Here is a 16,837-nt window from a genome sequence, read left to right as displayed (position 1 = left end):
GTCATCGTTTCCTCGCCTAGCATCACTGCCATTAAATTAACCATTGTAGGAGCGGGCCGTGCCCGCGATGGAAGTGCTGCAACTTTGTATTATTGCGCGCAAATGTCGCGGGTGCGGCCCGCTCCTACTGTGTCATTGCGCTTAATTTATCCACCACCATTGCCGCCTGAATATTTTTTGAAAAGAAAATAACGATTGCAATATGTTATGTTATAACATAACATTTAATGCAAAATATCGCTTCACGTTTATTTACCGTCAGGATTTGTCGATGAGTTTAAGAACGTGGTTACCTTAAATTTCCCTATCTTTCATTGAATATCTTGGGCATCTGATGAACAAAAAAACCGCCATTTTTTTCTTACTATCAACGGCTGCGGCAGCACCGGCAGTCTATGCAGCCGAAGCAGCCAAAGAAGATATACAAGAATTAGAAGAGGTTGTCGTCACCGCGCCGTTACAGGACAAGGCCTCCGAGTCTGCCGTTCCGGTCATCGTTTTGAGTCATGAGGAATTGCGATTGAAAGTCGGCCACAGCATCGGCGAAACGCTGAAAAACGAACTGGGCATTACCAGTCAATCTTTCGGTCCGGGTGTCGGCACCCCAGTCATTCGCGGTCAAAGCGGGCCGCGTGTAAGAGTTTTGAATAATGGCATCGGCAGTAATGACGCTTCGGCGATAAGCCCAGATCATGCAACCAGCGTCGAGCCATTGCTGGCCGAGCGCGTCGAAGTATTGCGCGGTCCGGCCACTTTGCTCTATGGCAGCGGCGCGATTGGCGGCGTGGTTAATGTGATCGACAACCGGATTCCGGGCAAGCTGCCGGACAAATTGCTCGGAGGGGCGCTTGAGCAGCGTTTCGATTCCGTATCCGACGAAACGTCTACAGTAATGAAAATAGAAGGCGGCGAAAGTAACCTGGCCTACCACTTGGACGGCTTTTATCGTGACCGCAATAATCTCGACATCGGCGGTCAAGCTATTGATGTTACTGCCGCCCAAGCCACCGATCCGACACTTGATGTTATTCAAAACAATCAAGGTACTATCAACAACACTTCGGCCCACGCGATCAGCGGTTCGGCCGGCGTTTCCCTGGTAGGCGATCCGGGCTTTGCCGGTATTGCCATCAACCGTTTGGAAAATAATTACGGCATTGCTCCTGACGGCACCGGTGAAACTACCCGTATCGATCTCAAACAAAGCAAATACGATTTTAAAAGCGAATTGAAAAATCCGTTTAAGTTCGCTGAATCGCTGCGCATGAAGCTAGGCTATACCGATTACCAACATACCGAAATTGCCGATGGTACGCCGGGTTCTTTTTTTACCAATAAAACCTATGAAAGCCGTCTGGAGCTAATCCATAACCCCCTTAGAATATTTCGTGGCATGGTCGGTTTTCAAGCCACTGCCGGCGATTTTGCCGCGATTGATAAATCGACCAATGAAATAATTGTCCCGCAAACGCTAAGCAATAGTTACGGCGTTTTTGCGGTGGAATCGTTCGATATCGGTGCGCTTGCTAACCAGCTCGGTATCCGGGTTGAAGACACGACGCTGGAGCCGCAAGGACTTTCCAGTCTTAATTATGTGCCGGTCAGCGCTTCCGCTTCCAGCTTGTGGAAGATAAACGACAGCAACAGCCTCAATCTTGCGATAACCCGCTCGCAGCGAGCGCCGCAAATACAGGAGTTGCTGGCTAATGGTTACCATGACGCCACCCGCAGCTTTGAAGTCGGCAACCTGAATTTGCGCGAAGAAACATCCTACAACCTGGATTTGGGTTATAAATTTAAGTCGGATTGGGTCAAAGCCCAGCTGGACCTGTTCCACAATTGGGCGGGCGATTATATTTACCAACAACGCAATGGCGAATTCATAGACGGTGCGCCTGTGCTCGAAACCCGCCAAGCCGATGCTGCGGTCATGGGTTATGAAAGCAAACTGGTTTTCCCGATGATGCAAAACCGCTACGGATCGGTTGATTTAACGCTGTTCAGCGATTTTACCCGCGGCCAGTTTGTCAGAGGTGGCGATGTGCCGCGTATGCCGCCGTTGCGTTTCGGTTTTCAGATAGACCACACCAAAGGCGAGTGGAATACCAACCTGCGCCTGACGCGCGGCGAAGCCCAGACGCATTCAGGTGACAACGATACCGCTACGGACGGCTACCTGCTGCTTAGCCTAGGTACGCAATATCAAGTCCTGGATCTGCACGGCGCCGATGTGATGGTGTTCGCCAAAGCCAACAACCTGTTGAATGAGAATATCCGTAACTCTACCTCCTACCTGCGTAATTTTGCGCCGGAACCGGGGCGTGGGGCTGAGATAGGGTTTAGGGTGAGTTACTAAATTAAGTAACTCAGGTATAGAAAGTAAAGTGAAGAAGAGTGGCGTGGTAATATCGGTTTACGACCTAATGCAGCCATTCACAAAACGTTCAATAGATCGTACAGATTTGTTTGTAGACTCCACACTTATCCAGCAGACTGAGCCAACATAGCACCATTAACACATCGTTCAGCAAATATACTCGCTAAGGTGGGCTGATCAAGTTTACTGATTTCGCCGATATCTGGAGCATCTGCCATTAACTCCAGCAAACGTTCTCGCGGAGTTTCCCGAAAGCCGTTGAGAAAGAAATCATAAAGCTCTAATGGGGTGTTTGCCGTGGTTGTGCGCTGTCCGACCTCCCCAAAAAAAGTGTCTGGATGTTTGCGCCATGCCGCCATTTCAACATCCGAGAGAGGCCAAGTATAGATGCTCGAAGTGCCGTCATCAAACGACAAACCACAGTAAGCGGTGCATTCTGATTCAGCCACGGTGGCAGTAGTCAAAAGACCTGGACGCTCAGAACCGTCATTTCCTTTGATCAAATAACGTTGGCCGATCAGCAGCCTGGGCAAGCCTTCTTCGCCAAAAGCAAACTCTGGAATCTCTCCATCAAAAGTCGATGGAATATCAGCGTGATCGCTCATAGAGCGAAGCAGTTCGTACATTTCAATGTGACGCTCGCGCGCATCAATGGCTTCTCGAAGACTAGGAAACGTAGAATCATGTTTAAAGTCAGGAATTTGAAAGCCGTCCGCTACCGAAGAACACCGAAAATTCTCTAATTCCAGATGGTGATGCCAAGGAGTGTTAGTGACAAAAAGATATGCATTTGGCAAAGCGTGCCCATTAATCGTTCGGCCTTCAAAAGCTCGTAAACCAGTAACAGCAGTACTCAAGTGTGCGGAAATTTCATCATCGATAGTGTCGTCAGGTATGTTGATGTCGATGAAGACAATTCGCGTGTAATTAGCTTGCTTGGCCAGTGCTCGGTTTAGCTTTTGACCAAGCCTGGACTTGTAGCCTGCACGATGTTTAGCCTCAACAGAAAAACGTTTGCCTGTGCGAGTGAAGGTTGCAGTGAATTCGCAATGTGAGGTTCTGCGATCGTCCTCGTTCTCGAATTCTATCTCGAAGCCGGCACGAATCAACGTTGCGGCAACGTATACCTCATAGCGAGCGCCAGGGAAGTTGTCATGATTTCTCAAGCGACCAATCAGTTTATCTTGTAGCTCAGCGTTATGATCGAGGGCGTATAGGTCATAGGCTAGTTGTATGTAAGCAGCAACAGCACCGTTCATAGGCGCTGAATGCACCTTACCCACCTCCTTTATGAAACGTTGCTGATGCTCGCAAATAAAATGATACCAGACCAAAATTGGATGGCGCTGTTCAAGAGGTTTGGCTAGCTCTATATTGCCCCAGTCTGGGCCAATTGCCATTTTGATATAGTCGCAGAGAAAGTCGTGGAACGTTCGCCACGTCTGTGAGTGCAAGAGGCGATTCTTCACTGCGACAAAGCGTTGCCCGAAGGCTTCGGCTGCAATGATTGGTTTCCCTAGCCCCTGCTGACGCTCCTGTTGCACACGTTTCGCCGCTGTACGGGCTTTCATTGTCTCATGCGTTTCGCGCTCAATTTGCTCCAATGACTCCCATGAACCATGACAGCGTTTGTACTTTTTCCCACTTCCACAGGGGCAAGGATTGTTGCGTCCGATTTTTGGCATATCTATTCTTAATTGTTTCTACACAACATACTCTAAAGTATATTTAACTGACCGTCTGGTTTTGACCAAACTACGCCATTCGCGAAAAACTGAGTTTAATCCAAACCGGATAGTGAATTTACTAGTGATAACGTTTGAGGCCAGTAGACCGGACATGCTGTTTATACCCGACACATTCACGAGCATCAAATGTCGTGCCACAAAAAGACGTTGCACGACCTACAACTACAGGGGTTTCCAGTCCTCGCTCTACCGGCAAATTCCTTTCCAAAATTTAATCACACCGGATGCAATAGCTAATCATCCGTCCTAGCCGTTTTGAAACTGGCAGACGCTCCCAGCAGGCCGACCATGAAGAAGGCCGTGCCGACCAGGGTGAAACGCAGGTTCGTCTCCTGAATGCTCATGTCGCCGGTCGCATAAAGCATAATAATGACGGCGACCAATCCCCAGCCGATAAAACGCAACACGGCGGCCATAATGAGTTTACCTAGCGCTTCCGATTCGCTAACCGGCGTGTCCATTCGGTAAGCCACAAAACCGCACATCAGCGCCGGCAGAATGCCCCAGCGCATATGCTGTATGAAGCTTTCCAGAAATTTGAAGTGATCTTTGTAGTAAGTTAACTCGAGAATAAGCGCCGATGCCGTGGTGCTGACGATGAACCCCAATATCATCACTGCCATATAGAAGCCATAGTATCGATCGGATTGCTCCCGATGGTACCTGAAGGCGAACGTCCGTGAAATAAAGACCAGCGCTATCGGAAGGACATAGATCAGGATGGCATAAGCGACCCAGCGGAGCGTGGTGTATTCAAAGTGCGCCAGCGGTTTGTCGGGAAACAGGAATGCATTGTGTAGCGAGACTGAAATCTCCCGGCCCAACATGATCCCGATGGCGGTGGCAGCCGTAAATAGCAGGATATATTTATAGGTGTGTTTGAGGCGGGCCTCGTGGACGTTGCCGCCGAGCTGCTTCACGGTTGTCCAAATCTCATCCTCGCTTGCGCTCCCGAACACGACCAAAGAGGCGAGTAAGCGGCAGAGCAGGCCGGTGAGTTGGTCCAACTCCTTGAGCAATTTTACGGTCTTGGTATAGTGCGGTTCCGCTTCTTTCCAGACGGCCACTTTTTCCGACATCGCATTGTAGGAGATACAAATTTCTCCCCATTTCAGGGACGGCTCGTTAAAAAAACGGCGATAGGATTGTTGGTTGGCGTAGTTCTGTATCCGGTCGAAAAGAAGGCAATTATGAGCCCATTTATACTCGACCGTGGCGCTGGATTTTTCGAAATCGCCGGGGTCGATGCTCGGCACCAGCAGGCGATTGTCGATTTGTGCTTTTAGGCTTTCGTCGACCGCCGATAATCTTGATGTAATCAGAGCGTTATAAACCTCTACCGCTTTGGTCGGAATTGCGAAAGCATCGTGGATGCTGTCTCTCAATATCAGTAAGGGATTGAACTTGCTTTCCCAAGCAATAAAAAAAAGAAACAAGCCGGCGGCAATCAAAGGTATGATCGTGCGTCCGTCCAAGCCATTCAGAAGATTCACTAATTCCCCTGAGCGGAGGTTCTTCACGATCAGCGTTACCAGCGGTTCCAGGGGCAGCCACTGCCAAGTAAGCAGCCAATAAAGTGCGGCTATAAGTGTGCAGTACGATGCGATCCCTACCCAGTAGGTGCTTCTGCGGCTAAAGTATTGGGGTAGCGTCGGTTCAGTGCCTAACTGAATCCGGCGTTTTTGAAAGGACCGATAGGCGAGAAAGAATGCGGCGCCAGTTCCAAGAAACTGCACCGCAAAGTTAATCAAGAGTTCGACAGTCATAGTGTTCCTACGTACTTTTCACAAGATTTCGAATTTAAGGAAAATGTTCAAGTCCCGCCTGATTATAAACGCGTTTAGTGACACAATTCCGGTTGTTTTTCACGCCAGTTCTTCAAGATCTGGGTTGGCGTGATGTGGCCGAGGGCGCGTTGCGGGATCGAGTGGTTGTATTATAACCCGTCGGGCATACTATTTATGCCCGACATTCACGAATTTCGAATGTAGGGCAACGAAAAGATGTCGTCCAAAGCGCCTACTGTTGTCCGGCCTGCAACGCTCATTAATAACCAATATGAACCATTACAACTTGTCCCCATCAGCTAAAGCCATTGAACGCATACCCGTATACATCATCAGCGGGTTTCTCGGCAGCGGAAAAACGACTTTACTGAATCGTTTATTGAACCATGCGCCCAAATCTGCCGTGATTATCAATGAATTCGGCGCCACGCCGATCGATCAACAATTGCTGCGCGAGCATAAAGTGCCTTTATCGACCTTGGTTGGCGGTTGCTTGTGCTGTCAGGTGCGCGGTTCGTTAACACCGTTGCTTAAAAATCTACGCATGGCTTGGGATTCCGGGGATAAATCGTTCGAGCGGGTGATTATCGAAACCAGCGGCGTTGCCAATCCTGAACCGGTGCTGGATATTTTGTTAAGAGAACGTTGGTTGGCTGCGCGTTATAGCTTGCAAGGCGTTATTGCCACGGTTTCGGCGAGCATGGATAAAGATCATTTCGACTCTTTTCCTGAAGCGCAAGCTCAAATTGCCTGGGCGGATACGGTGGTAATGACGCAAACCGACTTGGCAACAGCTGACGCGATCGCAAAACTGGACGCACGCTTGTCGGTCTTAGCTCCCGCCGCGACCCGGCTGACCGCTGTGCAAGGCGAGCTTGACCCCGATGCACTACTGAACTGTCCGAAGAAATTCTGGCGGCTGCGTGATACTAAACTGCCCGATTTACCTGAGCATGGATTTAACACCATCACCTTGCAGCTTGAGCATCCACTACAGTGGGAGCGGCTACAAAAAGCGTTGGAATACCTGATTGCCCGTTATTCCAAACAGCTGGTCCGCTTAAAAGGCATGGTTTATACGCCTGAGCAAAACGAGCCATTGCTGGTGCAAGGAGTCGCCGGAAGGCTTTATCCTACAACGCGGTTGCCGGTAAGAACTTCCGATGACGGTATTGGACGGCTGGTTATTATTACCCAGGGTGAAGTAAAAGGCTTGGCTGAAGATTTGATGACGCAATTATATTAGCGGAAGCAGAGGCTTAGGCGGAAAAACTGCGCATGAAATTCGGCTATGCCGAGTACACTCACGCCGAAAAGGGTAACGGCACGTCCGCCATAAGATTTTTTAACAAGCCCTTGATCATGCAATTGTTTTATTTTGCTCCATGCTTTCTGAATAGAAAGAAACACCAAGCTTCCCCTGTTTTGCATGATACATTGCAGTATCGGCAAAATGAATCAAGGTTTCGCTGCTACTGGTATCTTGAGGGTAAACGGCAATACCAACACTGCCGCCCAAAGTAAATTCCAGCTCATCAAAAATGTAAGGTTCGCGTAATTTTTTCAGGATTTTTTCGGCAACAGGCGACGCCCCAGCAGCATCGGTTGCCGGTAATAATACGGCGAATTCATCGCCGCCAAGACGGACGGCTATATCGGAATCGCGCAAAGTGGAGGAAATTCTTATGGCTGTTTCTTTTAATACCTCGTCCCCAACAGCGTGTCCCATAGTATCGTTGACGAACTTGAAGCGATCCAGGTCCAGATAAAAAAGTGCAGCCGACTCGTGGGTGCGACGCGCCATATTGATGACATGTTGAAGCTGATCGGCAAATAGCCTGCGATTAGCCAAGCCGGTTAACTCATCGTAATGAGATAGCCAAAGTAAGCGATCATCAGTTTGTTTACGTAATGTGATGTCATGCACAATGCCATCAACGCCTATGCATTTGCTGTATTCGTCATAGATAGGGGTGTCTGTCACCTCGAGCCAATAGATATCTTTTTGTGCGCTATATACTTCTAACTGGTAAGGCGGATTATGCTGGCATTGGGTACACGATTTGAAGTGCTCATCAATCTTAAGATTTATTGGGTTATCAGTAAGATAATCATGGTAATGAGCCATAAAATCAGCCGCAGTGTATCCGAGTATATTGGTTATTGATGGGCTGATGTAAGTGAATATTCCTTCGCAATCACGCTGATAAAAAAAGTATTTATCACGCAAATTTTCAACCAGACTGCGGAATTTATACTCGCTGGAATTCAGTTCGGCGGTGCGCTTTACGACCAGATGTTCAAGGTCGTCTTTCAATGCCAATAGGATTTTGTTGGTGGTCTGAACTTCGGATTTTGACAGTTTGATTTTTTTGTTTTGTCTACGAACCGAGGCAATCCATAATAGTAACAAGGCCAACACGGTTACGAAGGCAGCTACAATTTTCCAAATCAGTTCATAGTCAATTAAGGGTTTAATGCCGGGAACCCATTTAGCGTGGATGTTCTGTATTTCTTCTTCACTTAGGGTAAGCAACGCTTTTTGTAAAATGTCTGCCAGAATCGGCCAGTCATTACGTACAGCGATGCTTTCGTTAATGCTGTCATTGGCGCTATTGAGATCGTAAAAGGCCGCAATTTTCAGGTCAGTCAGAAGATATTTTGTTTGTAGATAACTGGCAGTGGCCATAAAAGTAATGGCTGCATCGGCCTTTTCTGTACTGACTGTCTTTAGCCCGTCGAGCATAGAATCCACAAAATAGGGCGTGACTGAAGGCAATTCTTTGATAATCCGGTCAACAAACTGATAACCCTTAACCACCGTGACTTTTTTTCCCGCAAGGTCGGTTTGATTTTTAATTGTGACGTTATCTCTTTTGGTCATGATAACCAATGATTTGATCAGGTAGGGTTGTGTGAAAATAAACCACTGTCTGCGATCCGGCCGATTGACCATTGTAGCGACAACATCAACTTTATGATTAACTGCTGCTTCGTATAGTTTGTTCCAGCTGGTATTGGGATAAGTCTCAAATTTAATGCCTAGCCGCTTGCTCAGGATGTTCATGACTTCGACGGCAATGCCTTCAAGTTGTCCCGAATCGTTGATAAAGCTATAAGGTGGCAGTGAACTGTCAAAAGCAATCCGGATATTGTTATGATTCGCTAACCATGCCTGTTCTTGGGGTGTCAGCTGAACTACGGGATCAGGTTTATTTTTGGTCGAAACTATGTCGCTAAAATCACTTGCCGCCGCAACATTTAATAATAAAATGAAAAGAAGCGAAGAAATTATATAATGCATTGCTTGGGCCGAATTAATTTTCACTATGGGAAAGACGAGAGTCACACATTTGATGGCCTTTTTTGCCCCGGTTTAATCTCTGTATTGAATACAGTTTTATACCTGAAACACTGATTTTAAGTTTAGTCTATTTCTGGATTTGCTAGTGTTACGGCATAAAGTGAAACTGTGGGATCTTTATTCTTGACAGAACGGTGTGATCTTATAGAATACGCGGCTCGAATTACGGAGCGGTAGTTCAGTTGGTTAGAATACCGGCCTGTCACGCCGGTGGTCGCGGGTTCGAGCCCCGTCCGCTCCGCCAATCTTCTTCAGGCAGATTTTTACTGTCGACTCAAAAAATCCACCGCAAACTGTTTTAAGTTTTTCGATAATTGCTGCTGTTTCATCAGCCCACTATCTTTAGATCAGCTTTTTTTAAAATCATCCGATAGTTATGCTGTAAAATTGCCTTTTTTTTATCCCCGCTTTCAGATGACCATCAGGCTACCCGTACCGCGTATCGCATTAACACCCGGAGAACCGGCAGGCATAGGCCCCGATCTTTGCATTCAGCTTGCACAGCAGGATTTACCTTGCGAAATTATAGTTATCGCCAGTCCGCAATTACTGGAAGAACGCGCCAAGCAATTAGGTCTCCCGCTTCAGATAAATGAGTTTGACAGCGCCAAGCCTGCCGTCGCCCAAACTGCCGGATACCTGACGGTTTTGCCGGTGGAACTGTCGGAACCCGTTCAATGCGGACAGCTGAATCCGGCCAACAGCCGCTATGTGCTAAAAACCATCACCAAAGCGACAAAAGGCTGTATGGACGTGGTTTTCGATGCGATGGTCACCGGCCCGGTTCATAAAGGCGTTATCAACGATGCGGGTTTTTCTTTTAGCGGGCATACCGAATTCATTGCCGATATTACCGGCGGGCATCCTGTGATGATGCTCGCAACGCCGGGCTTGCGAGTGGCGTTGGCGACTACCCATCTGCCGTTGTCGGAAGTCTGCCAAGCTATTACGCATACCCGGCTGCGCATGGTGATCCGGATACTGGATCATGAGCTGAGAACGCGCTTTGGCATAACTCACCCGAAAATACTGGTCTGCGGGCTTAATCCTCATGCTGGAGAAAACGGCCATTTGGGCAGGGAAGAAATCGACATTATGATGCCGGTGCTCGATACTTTCCGTAAACAGGGTTTGAATCTGCATGGGCCGTTACCGGCCGATACGCTGTTCACCGACAAGCATTTGGCTACTGCGGATGCGGTATTGGCGATGTATCATGATCAAGGCTTGCCGGTGCTTAAACATATGGGCTTTGGGCAGGCTGTCAATATAACGCTGGGGCTGCCGGTTATCCGCACTTCGGTTGATCACGGTACTGCTTTGGATCTTGCCGGTAGCGGCAAAGCCGATTTAGGCAGTCTACAGTTCGCGTTGCAAACCGCATTAACAATGGCTGCACAATAGATAAAATGGCACATACTCCGCGTAAGCGCTTCGGTCAGAATTTTCTTCATGACCACAATATTATTTACAACATAATCTCCAGCATTCAGGCCAAGCCTGATCAGCACTGGGTTGAGATTGGCCCGGGGCAGGGCGCATTGACCGAGCCTTTGTTAGCTCAAGGAGTGCGTCTGGATGTGGTTGAACTTGATCGGGATTTGGTGGCATTGCTGAAAGTTAAGTTCAAGCAATATCCTAATCTGCAAATTCACAGCGCCGATGCGTTAAGGTTTGATTTCTCGGTGCTGGCTGAAGAGAATAAAAAATTGCGCGTGATCGGTAATCTTCCGTATAACATTTCAACGCCGCTGATGTTTCATCTACTGGATAACGCTTATTGCATTGAAGACATGCATTTCATGCTGCAAAAGGAAGTGGTTGACCGGATTTGCGCGGCTCCGGGCAGCAAGAAATACGGCAGGCTTAGCGTGATGATGCAATATTATTGCGCAACCGAGCTGTTATTCGATGTGCCGCCGGAAAGCTTCGATCCGGCTCCGCAGGTGATGTCGGCTATTGTCAGATTGGTGCCGCACAGGCAACCGCCTGTTGCGGTTAATGATGTAGCCAAGCTCAACCGGGTAGTCACGCAGGCATTTTCGCAGCGGCGCAAAACGTTGCGTAATTCATTGAAAAAACTGATTCCCGAGGAAGAGATTGTCGCTTTGGGGATTGATCCAACGCTCAGGGCTGAAAGCATATCGCTGGCTGAGTTTGCTCTTTTAAGTAATTTGTTGCAAGATTTGTAAGGCACACTTGACGCCAGTTAGTGCTGTCGGGCATAACAGTGTGTCCGCGTACTACCTCTCTACCCATCCTACGCGCTGATCTGCTCCCTATTTTCTCGGAAATGCAAAAACCAAAAATACATTTTCGCTGAGAACAAGTTTACCCTACATCATAAAATTTTAGGAGTAATTATGCCGAAATTCATTATCCTGCTTCTGGCCATTCTCTTTCCATCATCGGCATTTGCGGCCAGCTTCGATTGCGCCCGCGCCGCGACGAAAATGGAAAGATTGATCTGTAGCAATTCGCAACTTTCTAAAGGCGACGAGGATTTGGCGGCGGTTTACGCCAATGCTTTAAAAGAAGCCTCCGATCCAGCGGCAATCAAAAAACAACAGCGCGAGTGGCTAATAAACGCACAGCGTTGCGACGATTATGCTTGCCTCATGAATGCATTCTGGTCACGAATCGCACAACTTGCCAATCCAGAAAATGGAATATGGACTGGAACTATCGGTAATCAGGAAGTAATGGCATGTTTTTTTCATTTCGACAACCCTAATTATGAAAATGACTCTGGCTATTTTTATTTGCGGCACTCTCAGCGCATTCCCCTTGCACCTCGCCCAGAAAATACGAAAATTTGGCACGAAGGCAATTCCCAGAACCCAACGGGAATGTGGACGATCAATGAACGGCATGGTGATCTACTGAAGGGCAATTGGTCTGACGCGGCAGGAAGCCATATTTTGCCCATCCGTTTAAAGCGATTTAAAACCTTATCTATGGGCGACCCCACTTCATCCCCTATTGGCTGTAATCCTGAGGTTGTTAAGTTAGTTAACGCGGCGATAAATGCGCGTTTACAACAAGAAAAAATATCCTTTGGCAAGACATTAACTTTTGACGGAAAGCGTTACCGGACTTTTGGCGTTCTCGAAGAGGTAAATACGCTTGAGTTAATTGACAAGAGCGAGGCTAGCATTGCACTTAATGAGCGACTAAAAAATGAGTTGGCTGTTGAAATGTCGGAATACTATGGTTGCAATACTTCATCTGATGAAGTATTGCATAACTACAGCGCCAGCATAGAACTGGCATTTTGGAATGCGCACTGGATAACATTTGTGCGGAGAACTGGGGGGGATTGTGGTGGCAATCATCCCTTCAGTGAATTTTATTACACCACTTGGGACTTAACTATCGGGAAAGAAGTAAAGCTATGGACTTGGATAGAACAAAACAACGGCAAGCTTATTTCAGATATTGATACATTCTACGGTAATTATTCCGCTCCTGATCAGTTAAACAAGATTATTACTGAGGAGGCGGTTAAACAACTGGGAGGAGACACAGAAGACGAGTGCCTGAGCATTATAAAGGAAAATACCGAATACCAACTAAGCTTGGGTAAAAAAGGTTTGGTTTTTCACTCATCTTTCGCTCATGTGGTGCAGGCTTGTGACTACGACGTTGAAATTCCCTATAGAACGCTACTGCCATTCCTGACGAAAGAGGGAAAAGAGGCGGTCAAATTAATGATGAGTGACACTTCTTCCCAAGAAGGGCGCTAGGATAGGTAAAGCGCTGGGCCTGGATAGAACTTGCGGAATCCGACTCGATAAGCCTCAATCAGAGGGCGCAATACGCGACGAAGCTCTATTGCGCCCTATAGTTCTAATCAAACCGAAAAACTTTCGCCGCAGCCGCAGGTGCCTTTTACATTCGGGTTGTTGAACTGGAAAGCTTCATTAATGCCTTCTCTGCGATAATCCAGTTCTATACCGTCAACAAATTGCAGATCGTTTGCGGCGACGATGACTTTTACGTCGAAATTCTCAAATACCGCATCGCTTTCATTAAGCGCATCGGCGTAATCAATAGTGTAAGCATACCCAGAGCAGCCGGATTGTTTTACGCCTAGCTTTAAACCTAGACCCTTGCCGCGTTTTTCCAGTTGTTTTTTGATTTGCCGAGCGGCACTTTCAGTTAATGAGACAGACATATAACCTCTTTATCCTTTTTCGATTAACAATTTTAATTGTTTAATAAATTCAATAATTTCAGCTTCAGTGTTGGCTTTTCCCAAACTGATGCGGATTGCACTTTTTGCCAGAGCAGGATCAATACCCATCGCGACCAACACCGGACTGGGTTCTCTCATGCCGCTGGCGCAGGCCGAGCCGCTGGAAATAGCTATGCTTTTTTGATCCAGCTGCATCAGCAGCATTTCACCATCCAGGCCTTGGATGCCTATCTGGACGGTATTCGGCAGCCTTTCCGCCTGCTCTGCAAAAATAATCAGGCCGGGAATGGTGCTTAAGCCGTGCTCCAGCAGTTTTCTAAGTTTTAGCAGATGCGCATGGCGTTCGGCAAGTTCGGCTTTGGCAAGTTCTGCAGCCATGCCGAAGCCTATGATAGCGGCGACGTTTTCAGTCCCTGCCCTGAGACCTTGTTCCTGACCGCCTCCCAGCAAGATGGGTTTTACCGTCACGGATTTATCAAATACTAATGCACCGCAGCCTTTGGGTCCATAAATTTTATGGCTGGACAGCGACATTAAGTGCACTCCGAGACTGTTAAAGTCTACCGGGATTTTCCCCAGCGCCTGTACGGCATCGGTATGGACCTTGATATCCTGGGCTCTTAGCTGATCGGCATAGTGCGAGATATTTTGCACTACGCCGGTTTCATTATTGGCCAGCATGATCGAAACAAGATCTGGCCTTAGCCGGATAACCTCGTCGATAGCATCCTGCGTCACTTGGCCGTTTGCATCGACATCGAGCAGGGTAAGCTCATGCCCCAGGTTTTTTAAATTCCGGGCGGGTTCAATAACCGACGGATGTTCAATGGCTGAGATGGCAAGTCCTGCCTTCGGCGCTAGTATTGCCAAAGCCTGATTATTCGCTTCTGTGCCGCCGCCGGTAAAAACAATTTGCCCTAGCTGGACGCCAAGCAGGGCTGCAAGCTGCTCGCGGGCTGCATCTATGGCGCTGCTTGCGACTCTGCCGAGACGATATAAACTGGAAGGATTGCCGTAGAATGTTTTCAGGAAGGGAAGCATCGCATCCAGAACGCGATCATCTATAGGCGTGGTCGCGTTATGATCAAAATAGATCATTCAGGACGGATGTTATTCGGGATGACGATGTATTTCAATAGTTTGCTGTGCATCATGATACTGTCTTTTGGCAACCTCCTGAACCTGATTTTTTTCAAGTAAGTCAGCTAAAGAGATTCCCTCCAAGTAATTTCTGATTTGCTCGCTCAATCCCATCCACAGGTTATGCGTTAAGCAGGCGCGATCTTTTTGACAGTTGGCTTCGCCGCCGCATTTGGTCGAGTCAAGCGGTTCATCAACAGCAGCGATAATCTCAGCAATATGAATATCGCTGGCCTTTCGACATAGTTTGTAACCGCCTCCAGGCCCGCGCACACCTTTTACCATGCCGGCACGGCGCAGGCGGGCAAATAGCTGTTCCAAATAAGACAGGGAGATAGTTTGACGAGCTGCAATCTCGGTTAAGGTTACCGGCTTGATTTGACTATGAAAAGCCAAATCAAGCATTGCAGTGACCGCATAGCGACCTTTAGTAGTTAAACGCAAAGTAGTATCCTCTATAAATACCGTTAAGATATTGTTACTATACTTAACCCAGCAAAATAGTCAACTATTATACCTTTAATTAAAGTAGGTATTTATACGAATGAGGCCGTTTTTTCACTGAGCGAGTGCTGCCAGCTGCGCCTTACGGTTTATCTTTTCCATAACCATCTTCAATTTCACAGCCGTCCAATTTAGAGATAGGGGTCTCTGTGTATTTTATACCTGCATCGTTGAGCGCTTTTTGCATGGTTTCTATCTGTCTGTCCATTTCATGGATATGGTCCAGCATATGGTTGATCGCATAGGCGATTGGATCGGGCACATCGGTTGTTGCGCCATAGGCATGAAAGCCCATTTTGTAGGCAATCTTGTCACGCTCGGCTGTTACGGCTCTGCTTTTAGGGTCGACGATATGAGCAGGGATACCAACTGCGGTTGCATCCGGCGGAACTGGTTTTAAGACTACCGAGTTTGAACCTACTCGGGCGTTTTCGCCTATATCGATAGGTCCTAAAACTTTTGCACCCGCACCTATCACTACGCCGTTATGCAAGGTCGGATGACGCTTGCCCTTATCCCAGCTGGTTCCGCCCAAGGTTACGCCGTGATACAAAGTGCAATCGTCGCCGATAACAGCGGTTTCTCCAATCACCACCCCCATGCCGTGATCGATAAAAAAACGCCTGCCTATGACTGCGCCGGGATGGATTTCGATTCCGGTCAGCCATCGGCCTATATGAGCAATAAACCGAGCCAGCCATCTGAATTCGGCTATCCAGAAAAAATGACTGACGCGGTGAATTAATACGGCGTGAAATCCCGGATAAGTGGTAATCACTTCAAAAACTGATTGCGCTGCCGGGTCACGGTCAAAGACGCAGGCAATATCCTCTTTTATTCGGTTAAGCATCGTTATTCCTCTTGTGGCCTTGAGACATCCGCAAGATGCCCCTGAGTATGTCCAGTTCCTTAGTGTCCAGTTGTACCCGGTTATAAATCCGGCGTAAACGCCGCATGATGGATTTTGATTTAGCGGGATGCATAAAACCTATGTCGGTTAAGGCTTCAGCCATATGAGTATAAAAAGATTCCATTTGCGCCGCGGTAGCCAAAGACTCTTCGCCTTTGTCGCCGACAATAATTTGTTCCTCGGCGGCCAGCCCGGATGCCACGAACAATTCATAACAAACTACCTGCACGGCGGCGGCGATATTTAGGGAACTGTACTCGCTGTTGCAGGGGATGCGCAGTAAAAACTGGCACAGATCCAGTTCGTGGTTTTTTAAGCCTGAATTTTCGCGGCCGAAAACAATAGCTACTTTGTTACCCGGTTCCTTGATCAACACTTTTTCCGCACATTCCCTAGGCGTTATTTCCGGCCAGCTGATAGTTCGGCCTCGGGCACTGGCGCCAAACACAATTTGGCAGTCGCCAATAGCTTCTTGCAAAGTCTCGCAAACGGTTGCGCCTGCCAACACATCATCGGCGCCGGAAGCTCTGGACGTGGCATCGGCGCTGGGGAATATTTTAGGTGCGACCAGCCAGAGGTTATGCATTTTCATGTTTTTCATCGCACGGGCAACGGCGCCTATATTTCCCGGGTGCGTTGTTTCGACCAGCACAATTTTTATAGTAGACAGCAAGACGTTGTCCTTGGTTAAAAAAAGAGCCTAAGTTTAGCAAAAGATTTGGTATTATATGTCTTTTTCGGCAATTGCTCCTGCATTGCTCTACCTCCTGCATCCATGCAGTCGTCTGTGCTTATATAAATCGAAATCC

Annotated in this window: 13 protein-coding genes, 1 tRNA gene and 1 pseudogene; 6 read left to right on the top strand and 9 right to left on the bottom strand. The window is 47.8% G+C overall.

What is annotated here, in order from left to right:
- Positions 1-334 precede the first annotated feature (334 nt).
- The gene (locus EPO18_RS00890; protein WP_292429208.1) at positions 335-2,356 is read left to right on the top strand and encodes a TonB-dependent receptor; all 2,022 of its coding nucleotides are present in this window, start codon (positions 335-337) and stop codon (positions 2,354-2,356) included.
- A gap of 125 nt (positions 2,357-2,481) precedes the next feature.
- On the opposite strand, the gene EPO18_RS00885 is transcribed toward EPO18_RS00890, so the two are convergent.
- From EPO18_RS00885 to EPO18_RS00875, 3 genes and pseudogenes are all read right to left on the bottom strand, one after another.
- Positions 2,482-4,062: a YecA family protein gene (locus EPO18_RS00885; RefSeq protein WP_292429206.1), complete on the bottom strand. Its 1,581-nt coding sequence runs from the start codon at positions 4,060-4,062 to the stop codon at positions 2,482-2,484.
- Between the two features lie 296 nt (positions 4,063-4,358).
- Positions 4,359-5,891, bottom strand: a complete 1,533-nt coding sequence (locus EPO18_RS00880) for a hypothetical protein (RefSeq protein ID WP_292429204.1) — start codon at positions 5,889-5,891, stop codon at positions 4,359-4,361.
- A 34-nt stretch (positions 5,892-5,925) separates the two neighbouring features.
- Positions 5,926-6,061, bottom strand: a pseudogene (locus EPO18_RS00875) (IS481 family transposase); the annotation flags it as partial.
- A gap of 122 nt (positions 6,062-6,183) precedes the next feature.
- Here EPO18_RS00875 and EPO18_RS00870 point away from each other — a divergent pair.
- Complete coding sequence (locus EPO18_RS00870) at positions 6,184-7,158, top strand: CobW family GTP-binding protein (protein WP_292429202.1); 975 nt, start codon at positions 6,184-6,186, stop codon at positions 7,156-7,158.
- 114 nt (positions 7,159-7,272) lie between these two features.
- On the opposite strand, the gene EPO18_RS00865 is transcribed toward EPO18_RS00870, so the two are convergent.
- Positions 7,273-9,216: a diguanylate cyclase domain-containing protein gene (locus EPO18_RS00865; protein WP_292429199.1), complete on the bottom strand. Its 1,944-nt coding sequence runs from the start codon at positions 9,214-9,216 to the stop codon at positions 7,273-7,275.
- Positions 9,217-9,443: 227 nt separating this feature from the next.
- Between EPO18_RS00865 and EPO18_RS00860 the strand changes: the two genes are divergently transcribed.
- The 4 genes from EPO18_RS00860 (at position 9,444) to EPO18_RS00845 (ending at position 13,022) form a co-directional block, all read left to right on the top strand.
- A tRNA-Asp gene (locus tag EPO18_RS00860) sits at positions 9,444-9,520 on the top strand.
- Positions 9,521-9,690: 170 nt separating this feature from the next.
- Positions 9,691-10,680 (top strand): 4-hydroxythreonine-4-phosphate dehydrogenase PdxA, encoded by a 990-nt coding sequence (pdxA, locus tag EPO18_RS00855; protein ID WP_292429196.1) that lies wholly within the window; start codon positions 9,691-9,693, stop codon positions 10,678-10,680.
- A 5-nt stretch (positions 10,681-10,685) separates the two neighbouring features.
- The gene (gene rsmA, locus EPO18_RS00850; RefSeq protein WP_292429194.1) at positions 10,686-11,468 is read left to right on the top strand and encodes a 16S rRNA (adenine(1518)-N(6)/adenine(1519)-N(6))-dimethyltransferase RsmA; all 783 of its coding nucleotides are present in this window, start codon (positions 10,686-10,688) and stop codon (positions 11,466-11,468) included.
- A gap of 171 nt (positions 11,469-11,639) precedes the next feature.
- The gene (locus EPO18_RS00845) at positions 11,640-13,022 is read left to right on the top strand and encodes a lysozyme inhibitor LprI family protein (RefSeq protein WP_292429192.1); all 1,383 of its coding nucleotides are present in this window, start codon (positions 11,640-11,642) and stop codon (positions 13,020-13,022) included.
- Positions 13,023-13,129: 107 nt separating this feature from the next.
- Here the strand turns inward: EPO18_RS00845 and EPO18_RS00840 are convergent, their stop codons facing one another.
- From EPO18_RS00840 to EPO18_RS00820, 5 genes are all read right to left on the bottom strand, one after another.
- Positions 13,130-13,453: a HesB/IscA family protein gene (locus tag EPO18_RS00840; protein ID WP_292429189.1), complete on the bottom strand. Its 324-nt coding sequence runs from the start codon at positions 13,451-13,453 to the stop codon at positions 13,130-13,132.
- A gap of 9 nt (positions 13,454-13,462) precedes the next feature.
- Positions 13,463-14,572 (bottom strand): cysteine desulfurase family protein, encoded by a 1,110-nt coding sequence (locus EPO18_RS00835; RefSeq protein ID WP_292429187.1) that lies wholly within the window; start codon positions 14,570-14,572, stop codon positions 13,463-13,465.
- A 12-nt stretch (positions 14,573-14,584) separates the two neighbouring features.
- Positions 14,585-15,058, bottom strand: a complete 474-nt coding sequence (gene iscR / locus EPO18_RS00830; protein WP_292429184.1) for a Fe-S cluster assembly transcriptional regulator IscR — start codon at positions 15,056-15,058, stop codon at positions 14,585-14,587.
- A gap of 142 nt (positions 15,059-15,200) precedes the next feature.
- Complete coding sequence (cysE, locus tag EPO18_RS00825; RefSeq protein ID WP_292429181.1) at positions 15,201-15,968, bottom strand: serine O-acetyltransferase; 768 nt, start codon at positions 15,966-15,968, stop codon at positions 15,201-15,203.
- A complete protein-coding gene (locus tag EPO18_RS00820; protein ID WP_292429179.1) occupies positions 15,961-16,701 on the bottom strand; it encodes an RNA methyltransferase in 741 nt (246 codons plus the stop codon). The genes cysE and EPO18_RS00820 overlap by 8 nt, the downstream gene beginning before the upstream one ends.
- Positions 16,702-16,837 lie beyond the last annotated feature (136 nt).

The organism is Methylobacter sp., from assembly GCF_004322395.1.
Taxonomy (GTDB): Bacteria; Pseudomonadota; Gammaproteobacteria; order Methylococcales; family Methylomonadaceae; genus Methylobacter_A.
Note: the sequence above shows the minus strand (reverse complement) of the source record. Positions and strands in the feature narration are given on the sequence as shown.

What these genes read in the sequence shown, in the direction of transcription:
- EPO18_RS00890 (WP_292429208.1), top strand. Translation starts at nt 335, where the DNA reads ATGAACAAAAAAACCGCCATTTTTTTCTTACTATCAACGGCTGCGGCA.
- EPO18_RS00885 (WP_292429206.1), bottom strand. Translation starts at nt 4,062, where the DNA reads ATGCCAAAAATCGGACGCAACAATCCTTGCCCCTGTGGAAGTGGGAAA.
- EPO18_RS00880 (WP_292429204.1), bottom strand. Translation starts at nt 5,891, where the DNA reads ATGACTGTCGAACTCTTGATTAACTTTGCGGTGCAGTTTCTTGGAACT.
- EPO18_RS00870 (WP_292429202.1), top strand. Translation starts at nt 6,184, where the DNA reads ATGAACCATTACAACTTGTCCCCATCAGCTAAAGCCATTGAACGCATA.
- EPO18_RS00865 (WP_292429199.1), bottom strand. Translation starts at nt 9,216, where the DNA reads ATGCATTATATAATTTCTTCGCTTCTTTTCATTTTATTATTAAATGTT.
- pdxA (WP_292429196.1), top strand. Translation starts at nt 9,691, where the DNA reads ATGACCATCAGGCTACCCGTACCGCGTATCGCATTAACACCCGGAGAA.
- rsmA (WP_292429194.1), top strand. Translation starts at nt 10,686, where the DNA reads ATGGCACATACTCCGCGTAAGCGCTTCGGTCAGAATTTTCTTCATGAC.
- EPO18_RS00845 (WP_292429192.1), top strand. Translation starts at nt 11,640, where the DNA reads ATGCCGAAATTCATTATCCTGCTTCTGGCCATTCTCTTTCCATCATCG.
- EPO18_RS00840 (WP_292429189.1), bottom strand. Translation starts at nt 13,453, where the DNA reads ATGTCTGTCTCATTAACTGAAAGTGCCGCTCGGCAAATCAAAAAACAA.
- EPO18_RS00835 (WP_292429187.1), bottom strand. Translation starts at nt 14,572, where the DNA reads ATGATCTATTTTGATCATAACGCGACCACGCCTATAGATGATCGCGTT.
- cysE (WP_292429181.1), bottom strand. Translation starts at nt 15,968, where the DNA reads ATGCTTAACCGAATAAAAGAGGATATTGCCTGCGTCTTTGACCGTGAC.